At 67.0% G+C, this 22,188-nt stretch carries 15 protein-coding genes and 1 pseudogene; 8 read left to right on the plus strand and 8 right to left on the minus strand.

The window, feature by feature from the left end:
- Positions 1–19: 19 nt before the first annotated feature.
- Together HNE05_RS19795 and recC are read right to left on the minus strand one after the other, a co-directional pair.
- Positions 20–1,093, minus strand: coding sequence for a Fic family protein (locus tag HNE05_RS19795; RefSeq protein WP_219637209.1), 1,074 nt, complete (start codon positions 1,091–1,093; stop codon positions 20–22).
- Between the two features lie 168 nt (positions 1,094–1,261).
- Complete coding sequence (gene recC, locus HNE05_RS19800) at positions 1,262–4,615, minus strand: exodeoxyribonuclease V subunit gamma (protein ID WP_173210578.1); 3,354 nt, start codon at positions 4,613–4,615, stop codon at positions 1,262–1,264.
- 199 nt (positions 4,616–4,814) lie between these two features.
- Between recC and HNE05_RS19805 the strand changes: the two genes are divergently transcribed.
- The 5 genes from HNE05_RS19805 (at position 4,815) to HNE05_RS19825 (ending at position 12,159) form a co-directional block, all read left to right on the plus strand.
- Positions 4,815–5,126, plus strand: coding sequence for a hypothetical protein (locus HNE05_RS19805; protein WP_173210580.1), 312 nt, complete (start codon positions 4,815–4,817; stop codon positions 5,124–5,126).
- A gap of 158 nt (positions 5,127–5,284) precedes the next feature.
- Positions 5,285–7,528 carry a putative bifunctional diguanylate cyclase/phosphodiesterase gene (locus HNE05_RS19810; protein WP_173210582.1) on the plus strand — a complete coding sequence of 748 codons (2,244 nt, stop codon included), beginning with the start codon at positions 5,285–5,287 and terminating at the stop codon, positions 7,526–7,528.
- Positions 7,525–9,114: a methyl-accepting chemotaxis protein gene (locus HNE05_RS19815; protein ID WP_173210584.1), complete on the plus strand. Its 1,590-nt coding sequence runs from the start codon at positions 7,525–7,527 to the stop codon at positions 9,112–9,114. The genes HNE05_RS19810 and HNE05_RS19815 overlap by 4 nt, the downstream gene beginning before the upstream one ends.
- Before the next feature lie 124 nt (positions 9,115–9,238).
- Complete coding sequence (locus HNE05_RS19820; RefSeq protein ID WP_173210586.1) at positions 9,239–10,948, plus strand: Na/Pi cotransporter family protein; 1,710 nt, start codon at positions 9,239–9,241, stop codon at positions 10,946–10,948.
- A 203-nt stretch (positions 10,949–11,151) separates the two neighbouring features.
- Positions 11,152–12,159 (plus strand): DUF5924 family protein, encoded by a 1,008-nt coding sequence (locus tag HNE05_RS19825; RefSeq protein ID WP_173210587.1) that lies wholly within the window; start codon positions 11,152–11,154, stop codon positions 12,157–12,159.
- Positions 12,160–12,449: 290 nt separating this feature from the next.
- Here HNE05_RS19825 and HNE05_RS19830 read toward each other — a convergent pair whose 3' ends face one another.
- The 4 genes and pseudogenes from HNE05_RS19830 to HNE05_RS19845 all read right to left on the minus strand — a co-directional run bounded on the left by HNE05_RS19830 (position 12,450) and on the right by HNE05_RS19845 (position 17,421).
- Positions 12,450–14,066, minus strand: a complete 1,617-nt coding sequence (locus HNE05_RS19830) for a methyl-accepting chemotaxis protein (protein WP_173210590.1) — start codon at positions 14,064–14,066, stop codon at positions 12,450–12,452.
- A gap of 105 nt (positions 14,067–14,171) precedes the next feature.
- Positions 14,172–14,333: pseudogene (locus HNE05_RS19835) on the minus strand (NO-inducible flavohemoprotein); the annotation flags it as partial.
- Positions 14,334–14,500: 167 nt separating this feature from the next.
- Complete coding sequence (locus HNE05_RS19840) at positions 14,501–16,111, minus strand: methyl-accepting chemotaxis protein (RefSeq protein WP_173210591.1); 1,611 nt, start codon at positions 16,109–16,111, stop codon at positions 14,501–14,503.
- An 83-nt stretch (positions 16,112–16,194) separates the two neighbouring features.
- On the minus strand, positions 16,195–17,421 hold the full coding sequence (locus HNE05_RS19845) for a nucleoside recognition domain-containing protein (RefSeq protein ID WP_173210593.1): 1,227 nt from the start codon (positions 17,419–17,421) through the stop codon (positions 16,195–16,197).
- A gap of 164 nt (positions 17,422–17,585) precedes the next feature.
- Between HNE05_RS19845 and HNE05_RS19850 the strand changes: the two genes are divergently transcribed.
- Entirely contained in the window at positions 17,586–18,242 is a 657-nt protein-coding gene (locus HNE05_RS19850) for a DUF3313 domain-containing protein (protein ID WP_173210595.1), read from the plus strand.
- Between the two features lie 97 nt (positions 18,243–18,339).
- Positions 18,340–18,756 (plus strand): DUF1330 domain-containing protein, encoded by a 417-nt coding sequence (locus tag HNE05_RS19855; RefSeq protein ID WP_173210597.1) that lies wholly within the window; start codon positions 18,340–18,342, stop codon positions 18,754–18,756.
- 11 nt (positions 18,757–18,767) lie between these two features.
- Here the strand turns inward: HNE05_RS19855 and HNE05_RS19860 are convergent, their stop codons facing one another.
- On the minus strand, positions 18,768–19,544 hold the full coding sequence (locus tag HNE05_RS19860; RefSeq protein WP_173210599.1) for an N-acetylmuramoyl-L-alanine amidase: 777 nt from the start codon (positions 19,542–19,544) through the stop codon (positions 18,768–18,770).
- A 67-nt stretch (positions 19,545–19,611) separates the two neighbouring features.
- Positions 19,612–20,205: a MarC family protein gene (locus HNE05_RS19865; RefSeq protein WP_173210616.1), complete on the minus strand. Its 594-nt coding sequence runs from the start codon at positions 20,203–20,205 to the stop codon at positions 19,612–19,614.
- 505 nt (positions 20,206–20,710) lie between these two features.
- On the opposite strand from HNE05_RS19865, the gene HNE05_RS19870 reads away from it, so the two are divergent.
- Positions 20,711–22,132 carry a DASH family cryptochrome gene (locus HNE05_RS19870; protein ID WP_173210618.1) on the plus strand — a complete coding sequence of 474 codons (1,422 nt, stop codon included), beginning with the start codon at positions 20,711–20,713 and terminating at the stop codon, positions 22,130–22,132.
- The last annotated feature ends 56 nt before the right edge of the window (positions 22,133–22,188 follow it).

Genomic DNA, 22,188 nt, shown 5'->3' on the forward strand with positions numbered 1-22,188 from the left:
CGCGCAGCAGGGCTTGGCATCAATCATCACGCAGGTTCTCCCCGGTCAGAATCGCATTGAGGCCGAGGTTGATGTAGTAGTTGCAGCGCCCCACTTTGCGCTTCTCGACAAAGCCGCTGGCAGCCAGGGCATCCAGGTACTTGGTCGCGGTCAGGCGGGAGACCTTGAGGTCACGCATGACGAAATCGATCTTGGTGTAGGGGTGGGTGAACAGGTTGTTGATCAGATCCTGGCTGTAGAACTTGTGCTGGTCGCGGATACGGTGCTTGTAGTCCATCAGCACCTGTTTGATGGCCTGGATGGTTTCTATCGCCTGGCGTGCCGTGTCCTCGATCGCGGTGAGCATGAACAGCACCCAGTCCTCCCAGCAGTCCTGCTCGCGCACCGCCTGCAGCAGGCGGTAGTACTCCGCCTTGTGCCGCACGATGTAACGGCTCAGGTAGAGCACCGGGATATCCAGCAGGCCGCACTTGAGCAGGTAGAGCACATTGACGATGCGCCCGGCGCGGCCATTGCCATCGTAGAACGGGTGGATGCTCTCGAACTGATGATGGATCAGCGCCATCTTCACCAGCGGATCGGCATCGAAACGCTCATCGTCGTTGATGAATTGCTCCAGATCGCGCATCAGTTCGACCACCTCGGTAGCCGACTGCGGCGGGGTATAAACGACCCGGCCATGGCCATCCTTCAGCGTGGTGCCTGGCAGGCAACGCAGGCCGGCATTGTTGCGCTCCAGCTCGGCCTGAATCTCGATGATCTGGTTGGTGGTCAGCAGGCCGGTTTTGCTGACGCCGGCAAAACCGATGCGCAGCGCCTGCCGATAACGCAGTACCTCCTTGGCCGCCAGATTGTCACCGGACTCGGGGAAAGCATCGTCACGAAACAGGTCGTCATGGGTGGTGACGATGTTCTCGATGGCGGAGCTGTCCTTGGCCTCCTGCATACCCAGGGTATTGATCAGGATGCCCTGGTGCGGGATAGACGACGCCACGCCCTTGAGCTCGGCCAGCATACGGCTGGTGGTGTTGAGCCTCTTCAGGATGGCGCGGGTCTCGAATCGTTCGGGGGCGAGGAGCTGTAGCGCCTGCATGTCAGCCATCCTGATGTTCATCATCTGTAAAACAAACAGACGGTTGCTATAAGGGTTAAGCACTATATGTATAGATAAGCGCTATTTTCTATACAAATTACCAGCCATCTGCATAGCGCGTGGCCCGTTTCGTTACAGGTCCGCCCAGGCATCCAGGTGCATGCCCCGTCACTCCTCGTCATCCGCGGCCAGGGCCAACAGCGCCGGGCCGAGCAGTTGTTCGGCCAGTTGCTCGAAGCGCTCGCCGAGCGGATCGCGCTCGCGGAAGGCCAGGGCGTTCCAGGGGTCGAAAGCCTCGCCGGGGATCGGGTTGAAGTCGGCGCCGAGCCAGGCGCTCTGCGCATTGGCGCGTGCCACCTCGATGGGTTCTTTCTTGCTGCGCGCGCTGGGGGTGACCAGCGCCTTGGCGAATTCGTAACTGCTGCGCGGCAGGAACGGCAGCGGCGCGCTGAGCGCCTCGCGGTAGGCGGCCAGCCAGGGCTCCAGCAGCTCGCGCGGACTGGCCAGGGCGCCGAGCTGCCAGTCGCCGGCCGGGCTAACCAGTAGGCTGTCGCGGGCGATGCCGTCGCTGGCGGCGACATTCAGCAGCAGGTGACGCAGCCAGAAGCCGGGCAGGTCCCAGGCGCTCGGCGCATTCAGTCGCCAGTCGAACAGGCCGGCACTGGTCACGCCGTCCAGCCAGCCATGCAGGCGCACGCCGGCCAGGGTGATATCCACCAGCAGCGGTTGCGGCGCTTCCTCGGGGCGCGCCTCGAACAGCCGCGGGGCGAAGGCGCGTACCGGGCCGCGCAGCTTGCCCCACAGAGCGTGGCCCAGCTCGCCGGTGGGCAGCCAGCCGGCGGCGCGGGCGATGCGCCGTTCCTGTTGCTCACTCCAGTCGCGCTCCACCGCCTGCAGGGCCAGGTGGCGCAGGCCGCGGCGGGCCGGGCCTTCGAGGGCGAAAGGCTCGTCGGCGGCGATGGCTTCCTCGGCGTCGGCCAGGCGCAGGCCGAGGCGCTGTTCGAGGAGGAAACGCGCCGGGTTACGGAAGCACAGCAGCAACTGCGCCGGCTCGATGGTTAGCCAGTCCTCGCCCGGCTCTGGCAGCTGGCTGATGAACGGCGGCGGGGTCAGCAGCGGTGCCTCGGCCAGGCGCTGGGCGGCGCGGAACCAGGAACTGGCGAAGCCCAGTTGCTGGCCGGTCTGCTGGAAGTTTCCGGGGGCAAAGGGCTGCAGCGGGTGGGCGACGGTGATCGCGGCGCTGGCTTTCTGCTCTGGTGGGAGCGAGCTCTGCTCGCGAAGCGCTTGCTCGGCCTGGGTTCGCGAGCAGAGCTCGCTCCTACAAACAGCCGTGATGTCGACGGCTTCGAGCAGTTCGCTGACCAGCACCGAAGGCGGCAGCACCGCGTTGTCGCGCGGGTCGCGGCCGACGTAGCTGAGGTACAGGCCGTCGCGTGCCGAGAGCAGGGTTTCCAGCAGCAGGTAGCGGTCGTCCAGGCGCCGCGCGCGGTCGCCACGCCGCGGCTTGTGGCTGATCAGGTCGAAGCCGGCCGCCGGAGTACGCCGCGGCAGGGCGCCGTCGTCCAGGCCGAGCAGGCAGACCAGGCGGAACGGCAGGCTGCGCATCGGCACCATGGTGCAGAAGGTCACCGCGCCGGTGAGAAAGCCCGAGGCACCACCGCCGGCTTCCAGCGCCGTGCCGAGCTGCTGGCGTACCAGGGCCAGCTCCAGCGGCCGCACGATGCCGGCATCCGCAGCCTGGCGGGCGAGGGCGGCGCAGGCCTGGCTGAGCAGGAGCAAGGTATCGCCGGCTTCGCGCTCGTCGAACAGGCTGTCGATCAGCGCCTGCAGATCCAGCGCCCAGTCGGCCAGCGGGCGCGGCCGCTGCAGGCTCTCGGCCAGGCCGGCGAGTTTGCCGACGAAGGCGCACAGGCGGCCGAGCAGCTGACCACGCGCACCTTCCAGGGCGTCCAGCGGCAGGCTGTCGCCAAGCAGGGGAATGCCGTCGCCAGCCAGTTGCGGTGGCGCGGCGAAGCCCAGCAGCAGGCGGTCGAGGCCCTGGGCCCAGGTGAAGGCGTTGTCCGCCGGCAGGCCGAGGGCGGCATGGTGGCCGGCGTCGCGGCCCCAGCGCACGCCGGCGTCACGCAGCCAGTCGCGCAGCAGCGGCAGGTCTTCCTGCTCGATGCCGGCGCGGCGGGCGATGGCCGGCTGCTCCAGCCAGGCGAGGATTTCCTCGGCGGCGAAGCGGCTCTCGGGCAAAGCGAGCAGGTCGACAAAGGCTTCCAGCAGCGGCAGCTCGGCACGCAGGCTGCGGTCGGCCAGGCTGAAGGGGATACGTGGCGCGCCTTCGCGCGGGGCGAACACGGCTTCGATGTAAGGGGCGTAGCGCTCGATATCCGGGGTCAGCACCACCACCTGATCCGGCGTCAGGCTGGGCTCGGCTTTGAGGCGGGCGAGCAGCTGGTCATGCAGGATTTCCACTTCGCGCAGCGGCGAGTGAGCGATATGCAGCTCCAGCGAACGGTCGTCTTCGCGCAGCTCGATGCGCTCGTCCGCACTACGCGTTCTGAGCCGCAGGATATCGTGCTGCAGGGCGTGCAGCAGGCTGTCGTCGACCAGGTCGGCGTCTTCGCTGTACAAACCGGTTTCCTGCCCGCCTTCGGCCGAGGCCAGGCTGAACAGGCTGTCGAAAAAGTCGCGGCCCTGCTTGCCGAGGCTGGCCAGCAGCGGGTGGCCAACATCCAGATACCACTCGTCCGGGCTCATCGCTTGAGCAACCGCTGCGCTGTGGGGCTGCTTGGCCAGCTCACGGATATCGCGAATCTCGCCCCAGGCCTCGCGGCACGGGTTGAGCGCAAAGATCACCACCTCGGTATGCCGCGCCAACCCCTCAAGCACGCGCAGGTGATGGGGGGCCAGCGCACTGATGCCGAACACCAGCAGGCGCTCGGGCAGCCCGGCAAGCGGTGCGGGGTCGTACAGGCGCTGCAGCAAGTCATCGAGCAGACGCGCCCGGTGCGGGTGGCCGTCGGCGGTGAGTTCGCGCCAGAGCAGGGCCTGCCAGGCTTCGTCGGCGCCGAGGTCGCACAGTTCGCCACGTTCCCAGGCGGCCAGCCAGTCGTCGCGATAGAGCAGGTACTGGTCGAACACGTCGGCGATGCGGCTGGCCAGGGACAACCGCCGGCGTTCGTCGCCACCCTCCAGATAGCGTTGCAGGCGTTCGGCGCGCTCAAGGTTGGCCGGCTCGCATAGCCAGTCATAGAGGCGCCAGCTCAGGGTCAGCGGGGTGAAGGCGGACTGCTCCGGCAACTGGCCGAGCACCAACCGCGACAGCTCCCAGACGAAGGCCGAGGGCAACTGCACTTCCAGCTGCATGGCGATGCCCTGTTCGCGCGCCAGCTGCAGGGTCAGCCAGCGGCCGATGCCCTGGCTCGGCACCACCACCCGCGCCGGAGCGAAGGGGTCGCGTTGCGGCTGAGCGAGCAGGCTCGTGGCCAGGGCGCCGAGGGTTTCCAGGTCGGGGGCGTGGAAGAGGTTGAGCATGGGGCGGCCAGGCAGTTTGCAAAGAGCGTCAGGTTACCAGCAAGGCGCCGGAGCGAGCACGATGAAAGCGTGGCAACGGCGCCTACCCTGCGAGAACGGCAAGCGATCGGCGGCAACCCTGGCCTTGACTCAGGTCAAAGTCAGCTGGCCAGAGGCCACCTAAAGTGGCACCACGAAAACCAGCGCGCGTCCCGCAGTCATGCCGCGAACGACCCCCAGCATCCTGATCACCCATGGCGACCCCCAGATGGCCTGCCGCGTGCGGCGTCTGCTGCACAGCGACGGGCTGGACTGCGCCGTGCTGGCACGCGCGCAAGACTGCAGCCAGGCGCCGCTGTGCGGTTGGCTGCAGGACCAGCCGCTGCCGGCCCACGCCGCCCTGCATGCCGGCCTGGCCGATGCCATCGAGGTGCTCGAACGCTCCCGGCATGCCTTCAAGTCGCGCGAGCTGGCGGATCTGCGCCAGCGTCTGCAACAGCTGTTAGGCGAATTGTCAGCACCCACGCAATAAGGTAGAACAGACCGCAGTAGGTTCCGCCACCCGCGGAGACCGGCTTTGCCGGGCAGGACACATGGGCCTGCAAGACGAAGCGCCGCGACACCGCGTTCCCCGAGAACGCGGCGTCCGGCGCTTTTTTTATGCCCGCAATAAAACAACAGGGAGGACATATGGGCCCGATTGCAGCACTCCAGGAACTGATGCGGCGCATCGGTCTGGATCAGGCCGAGGCCGATGAGCGCTGCCGCCTGCTCGACTGGCAGGCCGCCGATGCGGCACGCCTGAGCGCCGCGGCCGAGACCATGGCACCGGCGCAACAGGCCTTCGTCGAGCGGCTCTACCAGCACCTGGGCGAGTTCCCCGGTCCGGCCAGCCTGCTCAGCAACGAAGCCACCCTGGGCCGCCTCAAGCACAGCCAGCTGGACTACTACCAGCGCCTGTGGCGTGGCCCCTATGACGGCGACTACCTGGCCAGCCGCCTGCGCATCGGCCTGATTCACCAGGTCGCCGGGGTGGAGTTGAAGTGGTACCTGGGTGGCTACCGCCTGTACCTCGACTCGATGCTCACCGAGCTGTTCCCCGATGACGCCCAGCGCACCTTGTACGCCAGCCTGCTGAAGGCGGTGTTCTTCGACATGACCCTGGCCATCGACACCTACAGCGCCGCCCAGCGCAAGGCCCTGGAAGACAGCGAGGCGCGTTTCGCCCGCGCCCTGCGCGGGGCCAATGACGGCATCTGGGACTGGCACCTGGAGCACGACCGGCTGTACGTCTCCGAACGCTGGGCGGGCATGCTCGACCTCAGTCGCGACAGCCTCGGCGAAGGCAGCGCCAGCTGGTTTTCGCGGGTTCACCCGGACGACCTGCCCGGCCTGCGCCAGGCCATCGACGCGCACCTCAGCGGTGCCAGCGCCCTGGTGCACCACGAGTACCGCATGCGCCGCAACGGCGGCGACTACCTGTGGGTGCTGGTGCGCGGCGTGGCGCAAAGCGATGCCGATGGGCAACGCCGTATCGCCGGCTCGCAGAGCGATATCAGCGCGCGCAAGGCGGTCGAGCAGCAGCTGCGCCACGCCGCCCGCCACGACCCGCTGACCGGCCTGGGCAACCGCCTGCGTCTCGACGAGCTGCTGGCGCAGGCGCTGCAGCAACTGGGCAAGGTCGGTGCGCGCCAGGCGGCCCTGCTGTTCATCGACCTCGACCGCTTCAAGCTGATCAACGACAGCCTCGGCCATGCCTGTGGCGACCAGGTGCTGGTCGAGGTCGGCCGGCGCCTCAGCCAGTGCCTGCGCCCCGGCGACCACCTGTGCCGTTTCGGTGGCGACGAGTTCGTCGTGCTGCTCTGCGACCTGGCCTGCGCCAGCGACGCCGAGCAGGTCGCCCAGCGCATGCTCGACAGCCTGCACCTGCCGCTGCACCTGGCCGAGCAGACCCTGGTGGTCAGCGCCAGCATCGGCATTGCCGCGCTGCAGGCCAGCGATGCCTCGCAGGATGCCCTGCAGGCCGCCGACCTCGCCCTGTACCGCGCCAAGCAGGCCGGCAAGGCGCAGTTCGCCCGCTACAGCGCCGAGCTGCAGACCAGCGCGCGGCATCAGCTGGAGCTGGAAAGCGCCCTCGGCCAGGCCCTGGAGCGCGACGAATTCGTCCTGCACTACCAGCCGATCTACCGCATCGACCAGGACCGGCCGCAGCTGGTCGGCGTCGAGGCCCTGCTGCGCTGGCGTCAGGACGGCGCGCTGGTGCCGCCGCAGGAGTTCATCGCCTCGCTGGAAGAGTCCGGCGAGATTCTCCGCGTCGGTGACTGGGTGCTCGAGCAGGCCTGTCGCCAGGTGCGCGCCTGGCAACTGGCCGGGCAGGCGCAGCTGCGCTGCTCGGTGAACCTGTCCAGTCGCCAGTTGCAGCAGGACGACTTTGTTGCCCGGCTCACCGAGATCCTCCAAGGCAGCGGCCTGCCGCCGGCCAGCCTGATTCTCGAGATCACCGAGAGCCAGCTGATGCAGGACTGCACCGCCACCCTGATCACCCTGCGCGAACTGGCCAGCCTCGGCGTGCGCCTGGCCCTCGACGATTTCGGCACCGGCTATTCCTCGCTCGGCTACCTCAAGCGCTTCCCCCTGCACATCCTCAAGGTGGACAGGAGCTTCATCGACGGCGCCCCGCAGGATGCCGAGCTGGGCGCGATCAGCAGGGCGATCATCGGCCTCGGCCATAGCCTCGGTCTGGAGGTGGTCGCCGAGGGCGTGGAACAGGCCGCGCACCTCGACTTCCTGCGCCAGGAAAGCTGTCGCCTGGCCCAGGGCTACTGGTTCAGCCGGCCCTGCGCGGCCAACGAACTGGAGCGCCTGTTCGACCAGACCATCCCCCCCGTGAATCACGCCAGCCAGTCGGCGCATAGCAAGGAGCTCAGCCCATGAAGATCAACCTGCCGGTCAGCCAGCGTGCGGTGGACGTACCCGCCCACGCCAACATCCTCTCCACCACCGACCTCAAGGGCGCGGTCAGCTACGTCAACCCGGACTTCATCGCCATCAGCGGCTTCAACGAGGCGGAACTGCTCGGCCGCAACCACAACATTGTGCGTCACCCGGACATGCCGCCGGCGGCCTTCGCCCATCTCTGGCAGACCCTGAAAAGCGGCCGGCCGTGGATGGGCCTGGTGAAGAATCGCTGCAAGAACGGCGACCATTACTGGGTCAGCGCCTATGCCACGCCGGTGCTGCGCAATGGCCAGGTGGTGGAATACCAGTCGGTGCGCACCCGCGCCGAGCCGGAGCTGGTGGCCCGCGCCGAACAGCTCTACGCCGAGTTGCGCAGCGGACGTACGCCACGCCAGTTGCGTCCACCGCGGCTGGCCCTGGCCGCGCGCCTGAGCCTGCTGACAGCCGCTCCGCTGCTGGCAATGGCGGCAGCGCTCGGCGTGAGCGGAGCCCTGCCACTGCTGCCGGCCGTGGCCGCTGGCCTGGGCTTGTCGGCCCTGCTGGGCAGCCTGCTGCACCTGGGCCTGCGCCCGCTGCGGGCACTGACCGAACAGGCCCGGCGCATCGCCGACAACCCGCTGAGCCAATGGGTGTACACCGCGCGCAACGACGAGTTCGGCCAGCTGGCCTTTGCCCTGCGCAGCCTGCAGGCCGAGTCCGGCGCGGTGGTCGGGCGCATCGCCGACTCGGCGCGCCAGCTCAGCCAGGAAGCCAGCGAACTGGCCGCGGCGGTGGACAGCAGCAGCCAGGCCAGCCTGCGGCAACAGGGCGAGACCGCTCAGGTGGCCAGCGCCATCGGCCAGATGGCGGCCAGCGTGCAGGAAGTGGCGCGGCATGCCCAGCTCAGTGCCAGCGCCGCCAGCGCGGCGGACATGGAGACCAGCAACGGCCTGCAACTGGTCGAGCAGACCCGCCAGCTGATCGCCAGCCTGGCCGGCGAGGTGCAGCAGAGCAGCCTGGTGATCCACCAGCTGGAACTGCACGGGCAGAAGATCAACCAGGTGCTGGAAGTGATCCAGGGCATTGCCGAGCAGACCAACCTGCTGGCGCTCAACGCCGCCATCGAGGCGGCCCGCGCCGGTGAGGCCGGGCGTGGCTTCGCCGTGGTCGCCGATGAAGTGCGCGGCCTGGCTTCGCGCACCCAGCAGTCCACCGCCGAGATCAACGCCATCATCGCCACCCTGCAGCAGGGCACCGCCCAGGCGGTGGCGGCCATGCAGCGCAGCCAGCAGCAGGCCGGCGCCAGCGTCGAGCAGGCGCTGCAAGCCAGCCAGGCGCTCGACGGGATCACCCAGCGGGTCGGCCAGATCAGCGACATGAGCATCCAGATCGCCGCCGCCGTGGAGCAGCAGAGTGCAGTGGGCGACGATATCCAGCGCAACCTCTACGGCATCCGCCAGGCCAACGAAAGCACCGTGGTGGCCAGCGACCAGAGCCGCAGCAGCGCAGAGCATGTGGCCGGCCTGGCCGAGCGTCTGCAGTTGCTGGTGGAGCAGTTCTGGGGGCGCCAATCGCCGCGTTGAGGGCGCGCGCACTGGCGCCGATGGACAACAGCAACTACAGCTAGATCAAGGGAGGCGGCGCACGGCGCAAGCCCGACGACAAGCCACCCCCGCCCATCGAGCGAGCCCCACTGGAGGCTGCGCCATGCTGACCTTGCTCAATTTGCTGTCTGCCATCGCCCTGCTGGTGTGGGGCACCCATATCGTGCGTACCGGCATCCTGCGGGTGTATGGCTCGCAGTTGCGGCGCATCCTCAGCCACAGCGTGGCCAAGCGGCCGCAGGCGTTTGCCGCCGGCATCGGCGTCACCGCGCTGGTGCAGAGCAGCAACGCCACCGCCATGCTGGTCACCTCCTTCGTCGCCCAGGGCCTGATGGGACTGGCCCCGGCGCTGGCGATCATGCTCGGCGCGGATGTCGGCACCGCGCTGATGGCGCGGGTGCTGACCCTCGACCTGTCCTGGCTGTCGCCGCTGCTGATCTTCGCCGGGGTGGTGCTGTTTCTCTCGCGCAAGCAGCGCCGTGCCGGCCAGGTCGGGCGGGTGGCCATCGGCCTCGGCCTGCTGCTGCTCGCCCTCGACCTGATCGTCGAGGCCGCCAGGCCGATTGCCGAATCCAACAGCCTGGAAGCGCTGTTCGCCTCACTGACCGGTGACCTGCTGCTGGATGCCCTGGTCGGCGCGCTGTTCGCCCTGCTCACCTATTCCAGCCTGGCCGCCGTGCTGCTCACCGCGACCCTGGCCAGCAGCGGCATGATCAGCCTGCCGGTGGCCATCGGCCTGGTGATCGGCGCCAATATCGGCAGCGGCGTGCTGGCCCTGCTCAACAGCAGCATGCAGTCGGCGGCCGGGCGCCGCGTGGCGATCGGCAGCCTGCTGTACAAGCTGCTCGGCCTGCTGCTGGTGCTGCCGCTGGTGACCCCGCTGGTGAACTGGATGGATGGCCTTGAGCTGTCGGCGGCGAGCCTGGTGATCGGCTTCCACCTGCTCTACAACAGCCTGCGCTGCCTGCTGATGCTGCCCACGGTGAACCTGATGGCGCGCCTGTGCACCCTGCTGCTGCCGGAGCGCAAGAGTGCGGAAGGCGTGGCCGAGCCGCGCCACCTCGACCGCAGCGCTCTCGACACGCCAAGCCTGGCGCTGGCCAACGCGGTGCGCGAGACCCTGCGCATCGGCGACCTGATCGAGCAGATGCTCGGCCACCTGCAGGAGGTGCTGCGCGAGGGCTCCTCGGAAGCCGGACGCCAGCTGCGGCGCCTGGATGACGATGTCGACGCGCTGTACAGCGCGGTCAAGCTGTACCTGGCGCAGATGCCGCGCGAAGACCTGGCCGGCCACGACAGCCGGCGCTGGGCGGAAATCATCGAGCTGGCGGTGAACCTGGAGCACGCCGGCGACCTGATCGAGCAGATGGCCGGCAAGCTCGACAACCACAAGCGCTCGCGCCACTACAGCTTCTCCGCCAGCGGCCTGGAGGAACTGACCGGCCTGCTCGGCCTGCTGCAGGACAACCTGCGCCTGGGCCTCAACGTGTTCCTCAATGGCAACCACGCCAACGCCCAGCGCCTGATTGCGGAGAAACGCCGTTTCCGCCAGGAGGAACGCAAGCTGGCCCACGCCCACGTCGGCCGCCTCAGCCAGCAGGTGGTGCAGAGCATCGAGACCAGCTCGTTGCACCTGGAGCTGATCGCCGACATGAAGCGCCTCAACTCGCTGTTCTGCAGCAGCGCCTATGCCCTGGTCGAAGCGCTGGAAGGCAGCCAGCCCAGCGCGCAGATGCCACCGCAGGAGACAGCCGCCGCCGCGCCGCTGGCCGAGCCCGCCGAGGTCGAACCCGGGCCGCCGACCCAGCACTGAGCGTACGTTCGGGTGGATTTGTTGCACACCACAACGGCGTGCAGGGCCGCCACGGAGCGCTTTGCTCCCTCTCCTGTTCACGGGAGACGACTGCATGGATGCAGTCGTCTCCCAAGAGGCAGGCGCTAAGCGCTCAAACGCACTGACGAGTCCGAACCGGCATGCGATGATGCGCGCCCCGCAACACCTCGCCGCCGACGCCCATGCCACACTGGAAACCCCACTTCCTGCGCCTGCTCGCCCTGCTGCAGCGCTATCCCGGCCTGATTGCCGCCTTCGGCTTCTGCTCCGGGGTGGCCAGCTTCATCCTGGTCGATCGCCAGGAGGGCGTGGGCCGGGTGATCGCCGTGCTGATGCTGCTGAGCTGGGCCTGGCTGCTGCTCGAAGGCCTGCTCACGCGCAGCGCGGCGCGCTGGCTGGGGCTGGAAATTCCGCCCACGCTGCTGCGCTATCTGACCCAACTGATCCACCAGGAAAGCCTGTTCTTTGTCCTGCCGTTCTTCTTCATTACCACCGCCTGGAACAGCGGCCAGCTGGTGTTCACCAGCCTGCTCGGCGCCGCCGCCCTGCTCGCCATCATCGATCCGCTGTACTACAAGTGGCTGGCCGCGCGGCGCTGGCTGTACCTGAGCTACCACACCCTGACCCTGTTCGCCGTGCTGCTCACCGCGCTGCCGCTGCTGCTGCAGCAGACCACCGCCGAGAGCTACCGCCTGGCCCTCGGTATTGCCCTGCTGCTGGCCGTACCGAGCCTGGCCAGCGCGCTGCTGCTGCACGACTGGCGGCGCTGGCTGGCGATGTTCGGCCTGCTGGCGGCGCTGGGCGTCGGCGGTTGGTGGGCGCGGCCGTGGATTCCGCCGGCCACCCTGTGGCTGACCGACGTGGCGGTGAGTGCCGAGCTGCACCAGCGCACTCCCGGCCGCAGCCTGCAGCAGGTCAGCGTGCAGCAGCTGCGCAGCGAGGGCCTGTATGCCTACACCGCGATCAGCGCGCCGCGCGGGCTGAACGAACGCATCTACCATGTCTGGCGCCATGCCGGCGTGGAGGTCGACCGCATCGCCCTGGATATCAACGGCGGGCGCAAGGGCGGCTACCGGGCGTGGACGCACAAGCGCAACTTCCCCGAAACGGTGGTCGGCAACTGGCAGGTGCACGTGGTGACCGAGACCGGCCAGCAGATCGGCGTGCTGCGCTTCAAGGTGGTCGAGTAGGCCCAGGGCTTGAACTGGGCTATGGGCTACGCACTGTGGGAGCGCAGTTATCCGCGCCCAGGCCAAGCCCCGCCCAGGCAGTAATGCCGTTCACTTAAGAAAAATGCAGTGGCCATGCACGGGGTAAGGACCTTCAGGCAACACGGACAGTCCCCTCTCCCACTTGTGGGAGAGGGTTAGGGAGAGGGGCGCACTTGACCACTACAAGTAGCCTGCTCAACCCTCTCCCCCGGCCCCTCTCCCGTGAACGGGAGAGGGGAGCAAAGCACTTATTACCGCCCAGGCAGCGGCTACAGACGGAAGCGCTGCACCATGCCGTTCAGATCACTGGCCAGGCGTGCCAGCTGATCGCTGGCCACCGAGGTTTCGTGGGCGCCGGTGGCGTTCTGCGAGGCGATATCGCGGATCGCCACCAGGTTGCGATCCACCTCACGGGCCACCTGGGCCTGCTCCTCGGCGGCACTGGCGATCACCAGGTTCATCTCGTTGATCTGGCTGATGCGCGCGGAAATCACCTCCAGGGCGCTGTCCGCCTCGCTGGCCATCTCGCTGCTGCGGCTGGCGTATTCGCTGCTCTGGCCCATGGCATCCACCGACTCGCGGCTGGCGCTCTGGATCGCGCTGATCATCCGCTCGATTTCCTGGGTCGAGGTCTGCGTGCGCTGGGCCAGGGCCCTTACTTCGTCGGCGACCACGGCAAAACCGCGGCCCTGATCACCGGCCCGCGCCGCCTCGATGGCGGCATTCAGCGCGAGCAGGTTGGTCTGTTCGGCGATGGTGCGGATCACTTCCAGCACCCGACCGATGGCGATGGCTTCTTCGGCCAGGGTGGCGATGGTGCTGGAGGTGTGCTGCAGGCGCTGGCTGAGCTGCTCGATGGTGCTGCGCGTGGTGCTGACCTGCTGGCGTCCGCTCAACGCGGTCTGCTCAGCATCGCGCGAGGAATCGGAGGTGTGGTTGGCGTTGCGCGCCACCTCGTCGACCGCCGCCGACATCTCGGTCACCGCGGTGGCGGCCATCTCGATTTCATCGTTCTGCCGGGTGATGCCGCGGGACGATTCCTCGGTCACCGCATGCAACTGCTCGGCGGCCGAGGCCAGCTGCACCGCCGCGCCCTGGATGCCTTGCAGGGTCTCGCGCAGGGTCTCCTGCATGAGCTTGAAGGACTCTTGCACATCGCTGATCTCGTCATGCCCGCTGACCTTCACCGGCAAGGTCAGGTCGCCGCCGGCATTGCGCGCCACTACTTCGCGCAGCTCGGTGAGGCGCAGGTTGATGCCACGGCTCATCATCCAGGCCTGCAGGCCACCGCCGAGCAGGATCACCAGCAGCAGCACGCTGATCAGGGTGAAGTTGCTTTCGTAGAGAGCCAGGCCGTCGTTGTACTTACGCTCGGACTCGTGCAGCTGCACTTCGATCAGCTTGGAAAACTGCTCGGAGAGCGGGTCGATGCGCGGGTACAGCTCCTTGGCGGTATAACTCGCCAGGGCCTCGGCATCGCTGTCGCGCAGGATCGTCTTGAGTCGTTGCAGCGGATCACGCGCGGCCTGCATCAGCGGCTCGATCTGGGCGATCAGCTGCTCTTCCTCGGCGATCAGTTGGGTCTGTTTGTAGGCCTGCCAGATCGTGCCGATCTTGCCTTCGGCCTCCTCCACCTGGCGCAGCGCCTCGGCAGGCGTGATCCCACCATTGCGCGCCTTGTGGCTGGCATCGACGATATTCACCGCGTAGAGGTCGGCGATCACCTTGAGGTCGCGTAGCGGCACCACGCGGTCCAGGTAAACGCTGTTGAGGTCGGCCAGGACGCCGCGCAGGCCATGCAGGCCGCTGACACCTATAGCCAGGCTGCCCGCCATCATCAGGACGATGAGGACGAACAACCTTGTCCGAATAGTCCAATTTTTCATGGTCGGTCACCCGCAATCACAACAGGCTCATACCTAGATAAACCATAGTCGTAAATTGCCAGCAGTGCCCGGCCGCCACGGGCTGCAGGCGGCCGGGAGCGACCCTCAGGCGTCCAGCGCGGCGGCCGGGCCGAAGAACTTGTAGCGGCTCTGCTGCGCCGGCACGCGCAGGTCGCGCTTGAGCTGGGCCATAAACGGCTTGGGCCCGAGAAAGTAGGCATCCACATCACGCGAGCTGGGCCTGGACCGCGCCAACCTGCACCGGCTGGCCACGCGTCTGGGGCTGAAGTAGGGAACGCGCCCCGGATTGCATCCGGGCTACAGTGACTGGCTTTTCCGTAGCCCGGATGCAATCCGGGAAGGCAGCTCGCAAGAGCCAGAGGTGTGTCCAGCTCCATGTCCGCGAACGCCCATTGCGGGCTCGCGGGCCGCTGCTACAGGCGGAAGCGTTGCACCATGCCGCTGAGGTCGCTGGCCAGGCGCGCCAGCTCGTCGCTGGCCACCGAGGTCTGGTGCGCGCCGGTGGCGTTCTGCGCGGCGATGTCGCGGATCGCCACCAGGTTGCGGTCCACCTCGCGGGCCACCTGGGCCTGTTCCTCCGCCGCACTGGCGATCACCAGGTTCATCTCGTTGATCTGACTGACGCGCTGGGCAATCACTTCCAGGGCGCTGTCCGCCTCGCTGGCCATGTCGCTGCTGCGGCTGGCGTACTCGCTGCTCTGGCCCATGGCATCCACCGACTCGCGGCTGGCACTCTGGATCGCGCTGATCATCCGCTCGATCTCCTGGGTCGAGGTCTGCGTGCGCTGGGCCAGGGCCCTTACTTCGTCGGCCACCACGGCAAAACCACGGCCTTGATCGCCGGCCCGCGCCGCCTCGATGGCGGCATTCAGCGCCAGCAGGTTGGTTTGCTCGGCGATGGTGCGGATCACTTCCAGCACGCGGCCGATGGCGATGGCCTCTTCGGCCAGGCGGGCGATGGTGCTGGAGGTGAGCTGCAGGCGCTGGCTGAGCTGCTCGATGGTGCTGCGCGTGGTGCTGACCTTCTGCCGCCCGGCCTCGGCAGTTTCTTCCGCCTCGCGCGAGGAGTCGGAGGTGTGGTTGGCGTTGCGCGCCACCTCGTCGACCGCCGCGGACATCTCGGTGACCGCCGTGGCGGCCATCTCGATTTCGTCGTTCTGCCGGGTGATGCCCCTGGACGAGTCTTCGGTGACCGCGTGCAGCTCTTCGGCCGCCGAGGCCAACTGGGTGGCCGAGTTCTGGATACTCTGCAGGGTCTCGCGCAGGGTGTTCTGCATGCCACCGAGCGAACGCTGCACCTGGGTCACCTCGTCGGCACCCTCGGCACTTACCGACTGAGTGAGGTCGCCGCCGGCGATACGCTGCGCCGCCTCGGCCAGCTGCGCCAACGGCTGGGTGATGCTGCGGCTGAGCAGCCAGGCGGCCAGCATGGTGAACAGCACGCTGGCCGCGAGAATCAGGCTGAAAACCCAGGTGGCGTTGTCGGAATTCTTTTCCGCGCGCGCGCCGGCAGCCGCCGCGCCACGATTGTTCAGCTCGATCAGCTTGTCCAGGGCCGTGGTCAGTTCGCCGAAGCGGGCCTCCGATTCCTCGGCCGCTGCCGGATCCAGCTGGCCACCGCGCACACTGGCAACCACCTTGGCGAGGGCAGCTTCATAGGCCAGGCTCTTGTCGTGATAATCACCGAACAGACGACGATCTTCGTCATCGATGATGGTGTCCTCATAGTTCTTATCGTAGCCCGCCACCCGCTCGCGAATAGCCTGGGCCTCGGCACTGAGGCGCTGGTCGTTCTGCGGATGGGTGACCAACTCGTACTCGGCCAGGCGCAGCAGCTGGCGCTCGGACTTGATCTTGCCCATCAGGTCGAGGCCGAGCATCCACACATCCTTCACCTCCAGCAAATCGCTGCGCAGGCTGGACATCTGGCTGAGCGCGACGCCACCGGTGACCAGCAGGATCAGGGTGAGCGCACCGAAACCAATCAAGTTGCGCAGACCGACGCTGACCGAACGTAGGATCATGACCTACTCCTAGGTGAAATAAGGGATGCCCAAGGGTTAGCGTCAGTATTGGTCGAATGTTTAGGCTGAGCGAATACATCTTTTTAGGCGAAGAACCAGTAGCACACAGCAATGGCCGCCAGCACCCCGGCCAAATCGGCGACCAGCGCGCAGCCCACCGCATGGCGGGCACGCTGGATGCCGACCGCGCCGAAGTACACGGCCAGCACATAAAAAGTGGTCTCGGTACTGCCCTGGATGGTCGCCGCCACCAAGGCCGGGAAGCTGTCGACACCGTGGGTCTGCATGGTCTCGATGAGCATGGCGCGCGCCGCGCTGCCGGAGAACGGCTTGACCAGGGCGGTGGGCAGGGCATCAACGAAGCGGGTGTCCCAACCCAGCCACTCGATCAGGCTGCGGATGCTGTCGAGGCCGAAATCGAGGGCGCCGGAGGCACGCAGCACGCCGATCGCGCAGAGCATGGCGACCAGGTAGGGCAGCAGGCTCTTGGCCACATCGAAGCCTTCCTTCGCCCCTTCGACGAAGGTTTCGTAGACCGGCACCTTGCGCAGCCAGCCCACCAACAGGAACAGCAGGATCAGGCCGAACAGCACCAGATTGCCGAGCAGCGACGACAGCGCCGCCAGGGCCGTGGCGGACAGCCCGCCGAGCAGGGCCATAAAGCCGCCCAACAACAAGGCTCCTGGAATCAGGTAGGCCAGCACTACCGGGTCCCACAGGCGCAGGCGCTGCATCAGCGCCACCGCCAGCAGGCCAGCCAGGGTCGAGGCGCTGGTGGCCAGGAGAATCGGCAGGAATACCAGGGTCGGGTCCTCGGCGCCCTGCTGCACGCGGTACATGAAGATCGACACCGGCAGCAGGGTCAGCGACGAGGCGTTGAGCACCAGAAAGAGGATCTGCGCGTTGCTCGCCACCGTGGTGCTGGGATTGAGTTCCTGCAGGGCCTTCATCGCCTTGAGGCCGATCGGCGTGGCGGCGTTGTCCAGGCCCAGGCCGTTGGCGGCGAAGTTGAGGGTGATGAAGCCGAGCGCGGGATGGCCGCGTGGTACATCCGGCATCAGTCGCGCGAACAGCGGACCGAGGGCGCGGCCGAGGAGGTCGACCAGGCCGGCCTTCTCGGCGATGCGCAGAAAGCCCAGCCACAGGGTCAGGGTGCCGAACAGCACCACCATCAGCTCGACCGAGACCTTGGCCATGGCGAACAGGCTCTCGACCATGGCCGCCCACACCGCCACGTCGCCGCCGATCCAGCGCGCCAGCGCGGCGAGCGTCGCCACCACGAAGAATCCCAGCCACAGGCCATTGAGCATTGCTTACCCCCCGATCGATGGCGGCGATGATAGCGGCAGCCACGGACAGCGGTCACCTGCGCGGCGCGCCATCAGCGGCATTGCACATAAAACTGCAAGCAAGCTCGGCCACACTGCATATAGCGTCTAGAGTTAATGCGTTTCCCAACCTCAGGAGTACATGGATGAAATCCCCCCTCATGCTGTCCCTTGGCCTCACTGCAGGCTTGCTGCTGGCCGGCTGCGCCAGCCAGACCACCCAGCCCGACCAGTATTCGGGTTTCCTCGGCGACTACTCGCAACTGCAGCCGGCCACTTCGGCCAGTGGCGCCCCCGTGATGCGCTGGGTCTCGCCAGACTACAAGGCGGGCCACTATCGCTCGGTGTATATCGAGAAGCCGGTGTTCTATCCCACCCCGAAACCGAGCGACCAGGTCAGCCAGGCGGTCCTCGATGAAATTTCCGACTACCTGTACCAGGCCATGCGCCGTGAATTGCAGGGCAGCATGACGGTGGTCAGCCAGCCCGACATGGACAGCCTGGTGCTACGCACGGCGATCACGGCCGTGGACGTATCCACCGAAGGACTGAAGGTCTACGAAGTGATCCCGATTGCCCTGGTGGTCGCGGCCGCCAGCACCGCCGCCGGCACCCGCGACCGCACCACCGAGGTGTATGTCGAGATGGAGGCAATCGATGCGCGCACCAGCAAGCCAATGGTTCGCGTGGTACGCAAGGGCCATGGCCAGGACCTGGAAAACAGCAGCACCCAACTGACCCTGAAAGCGCTCAAACCAGCCCTGGATGTCTGGGCCGCCGATGCCCGTGCCTTCCGCCCTTGAGCCACGCATAGGGCGGCAGCCTGGCTGCCGCTGATGCTCGTCCCTGCTGGCCGGACACTCATGTCCGGCCAGTGTTTGTTGAGGGAAGTCACGCGCCATGCCCAGCCTCAATCCCAGCCGCGAACAACTGGCCGCCTTCGCCGCACAGATGCCCAGTGGCGAGCCCATCATGATGCTCAACCTACTGCGCTATCACGCCGTGGCGGTGTACCCGGAGGCTTCTGCCTACCCACCCTGCAGCGGGCGTGAGGCCTATGCCCGCTACAGTCGTACGGCACTGGCCAAGGTCAGGGGTGTCGGCGGTCAGGTGGAGCTGCTGGCACAGGCGCGTGCGGCGCTGATTGCCCCGGCGGAGGAAGCCTGGGATGAAGTGCTGCTGGTGCGTTACCCATCCCCCGAGGCCTTTCTGTCGATGTTGGCCGACCCCGATTATCGCGCCGCCACCGTGCACCGCACTGCCGCCCTGGCCGACTCACGACTGATCGGCTGCCAGGCACCCTCAACCCCAGACTAGCGGGCAGCTGCTCAGGGCTTTTGGTTGAGCACCTGGAGGATCGCCGCGCTCTGCGCATCGGGCTCGCCGTCGTAGCGCGCCGGGCGGTATTTCATCTGCAGGGCCGCCAGGACATTGCGCGTGGCCTTGTCCAGCTCACCGCTCTGCGGCGTCGAGTAACCCAACTGCTGCAACTGCTGCTGGAACCAGCGCACATCCGGTAACGCCACGGCGAAGCGCGCCTGCTCACGCGCCACGGCGGCGGAATCCGGCCAGCGGATCAGGCCCGCCTCGGCCAGACGCTGCCAGGGGAACAGCGGACCCGGATCGACCTTGCGCTGCGGCGCGATATCGCTGTGGCCGATGATGCTGTCGATGGGCAGTTCATGCCGCTTGACCAGATCCTTGAGCAGGGTGATCAGGGCTTCGATCTGCGCTTCGCTATAGGGCTGCCAGGCGGCAGCGTGCGGCCCCTGTTCGTAGCCCTGATTGACCAGCTCGATACCAATGGTGCTGGCGTTCAGCCAGGTACGCCCTTGCCACGCACTATCCCCGGCGTGCCAGGCGCGCCGGCTTTCGTCGACCAGGCGGTAGACGGTGGCCGGGCTGTCGCCGATCAGGTAGTGACTGCTGACTTCGCCCTGGGTCAGCAGAGCCAGGGAATGGGCCAGATCGGTGGAGGTGTAGTGCACCACGATGTATTGCACGCGGCTGCTCTGGCTGCGCGAGCTGAAGCTGTCGTCGATGACTTGGCCGCCCGTGCAGGCGGCCAGTAGCAGGGCGGTGAGGGCAAGCAGGGCAAATCGCATCGAATTCACGGCAGGCATGGCAGTCGGGTCGGCAGTTTAACCCGGCGCAACGCGCATGCATGCCGGGTCAGGGAGTGATGTGTAACACGCTTTGCAGGTTGTCCAGCAGCATGTCGACGCTGAGCATGATCAGCAGCATGCCGGTCAGACGCTCTACTGCGGTGAGACCGCGGGCACCGAGAAAACGCTGCAACCAGGAGGCCTGCAGAAGAATCATGGCCGTGGCGAACCAGGCCAGGCCGACCGCCAGGTACAGCTCCCACAACGCGCCTTCGTGGGTATTGCGCAGGGTCATCAGCACCGCCAGGGCCGACGGGCCGGCTACCGCGGGCGTGGCCAGCGGCACCAGCAGCGGCTCGCCATCCGGCAGATCACCGAGCACACCTTCGGGCCGGGGGAAGATCAGCCGCATGGCAATCACGAACAGGATGATGCCGCCGGCAATCGCCGTGGCCTCGCGCGACAGGCCAAGGCCGCTGAGGATCTTGTCACCGAAGGTGAGAAACACCATCAGCAACACCAGGGCCAGCAGCAGTTCACGCAGCGCCACGCGCATGCGCCGCTCCGGCGCGACGTTTTTCAGCGCAGCCAGGAAGATGGCGATGTTGCCGAAAGGATCGGTAACCAGAAACACCAGCACGGCAATGCCGAAGATATCCATGACGAACTCCAGAAGCAGATGCGCACAGTTTAGGGTCTGTTGCCGTTTCGTTCACGGCCGCGACGGAGCCCGTTTTTGCGCGGGGCTGGGCACGAGACGCGAGGTTTGGTCGTCCAAATGAGCCGTCGAGTAACAACGTCCCGTGCAAAAACAGGCCCGTCCCTTCGGGTTGCGCGCAAAATCGCGCCATGCGTCGTTGCGGGACTTAGCAAGGGAATGCCATTGCCTGCGTCCCGCGCTTAGCCTGGCGCGATTTTGCGCAGCAACGCGGCTCGCGAACGAAACGGCAACAGACCCTAGAAGCCAGCCGTCTGGGCGTCTGTCGTCGAAGCGTCCGCCACCAGCGCAAACGGGACAGGCCAGGGCGTTGTCAGGGTAAAAATGCCAAATACGTCACAAATGCCCCCCATGATCGGACATGGGGATCGGCGGCGGGGATAAACGGCGCAATGCCCGGTCTACAGCAGCGTATCGTCAATGGCATGCCTCCCCGAGGATAACCGTCATGCACCGCCAGTTGCTCTGGTTCAAACAGGATCTGCGCCTCGATGACCACCCGGCGCTTCAAGCCGCCATGGATGCCGAGCGCGTGCTGCCGCTGTTCATCCTCGACCCGGCGCTGCTCCAGCCGGGCCCATTCGGCTGCCGGCGGATGGGCGTGCACCGTGCACGCTTCCTCCTGGAGAGTCTCACCGCCCTCAACGCCGAGCTGCGTCAGCGCGGCTCCGGCTTGCTGGTTCTGCATGGCCGCGCCGAGCAGCTGATTCCGCAACTGGTCGAGCAATTCAGCCTGCAGGAAGTGCTGACCCTGGACGAAATCGCCCCCGAGGAACGCAGCCAGCTCGACGCGGTGCGCCAGGCGCTCGGCTGTGTGCCGCTGCGCGTACTGCCAGGCAACCATCTGCTGCGCAGTGAGGAGCTGCCCTGCAGCCTGGAAGAGCTGCCGCAGGTCTACAGCCAGTTCCGCGAGCTGGTCGAACAGCGCTTGCCGGTGTTCCAGCCGCGCCCGGCACCGGCCCGCCTGCCAGCCCTGCCGGAAAACGCCGAGCCGAGGTTCGCGCCACTGCCCAGCCTGTCGCAGCTGGGCCTGGGTGAACCGCTCAGCGTGGCCAACAGCGCATTCCCTTTTTCCGGCGGCGAGCCCGCTGCCCAGGCACGTCTGCGCGACTACCTGTGGCAACGCCAGGGCGTGCGTCAGTACAAGGACACCCGCAATGGGCTGATCGGCAGCGAGTACTCATCGAAGTTCTCGCCCTGGCTGGCCAACGGCAGCCTGTCCGCGCGGCGGGTGGTGGCCGAGCTGCGGCGCCACGAATCGCAGTTCGGACGCAACGACTCGACCCATTGCCTGTGGCTGGAAATGCTCTGGCGCGACTTCTTCCGCTGGACCCTGGTGCGCCATGGCAGCGCGCTGTTCCAGGCGGGCGGCCTGAAGGCCACCGCGCGCGCACCGCGGCAGATCGACCAGCGCTTCAGCCTGTGGTGCCAGGGCCGCACCGGCATGCCACTGGTGGATGCCAACATGCGTGAGCTGCTGAGTACCGGCTTCATGTCCAACCGCGGTCGCCAGGTGGTGGCCAGCTACCTGGTCAATGACCTGCAGCAGGACTGGCGCCACGGCGCGGCCTGGTTCGAAGAGCATCTGCTGGACTACGACCCGGCCAGCAACTGGGGTAACTGGGCCTACCTGGCCGGCGTGGGCAGCGACCCGCGCCACGGGCGCCTGTTCAACGCCCTGCGCCAGGCCCGTCAGTACGACCCGGATGCCGCCTATGTCAGCCTCTGGCTGCCGGAGCTGCGCAGCGTGCCCCAGCACCTGCGCCATACCCCGTTCCTGCTGTCGCATCTGCAGCTGGACGCCATGGGCTACCCACGTCTGGAAGAGATCCCCGAGCAGTGGAAGCCCTATATGCCGGACGCGGCTTAGAGGCGGTTTACGATCTTTTCCAACCGAGGCAAATAAGGGCTGCCCAGACTTGGGGC

The organism is Pseudomonas campi, from assembly GCF_013200955.2.
Classification (GTDB): Bacteria; Pseudomonadota; Gammaproteobacteria; order Pseudomonadales; family Pseudomonadaceae; genus Aquipseudomonas; species Aquipseudomonas campi.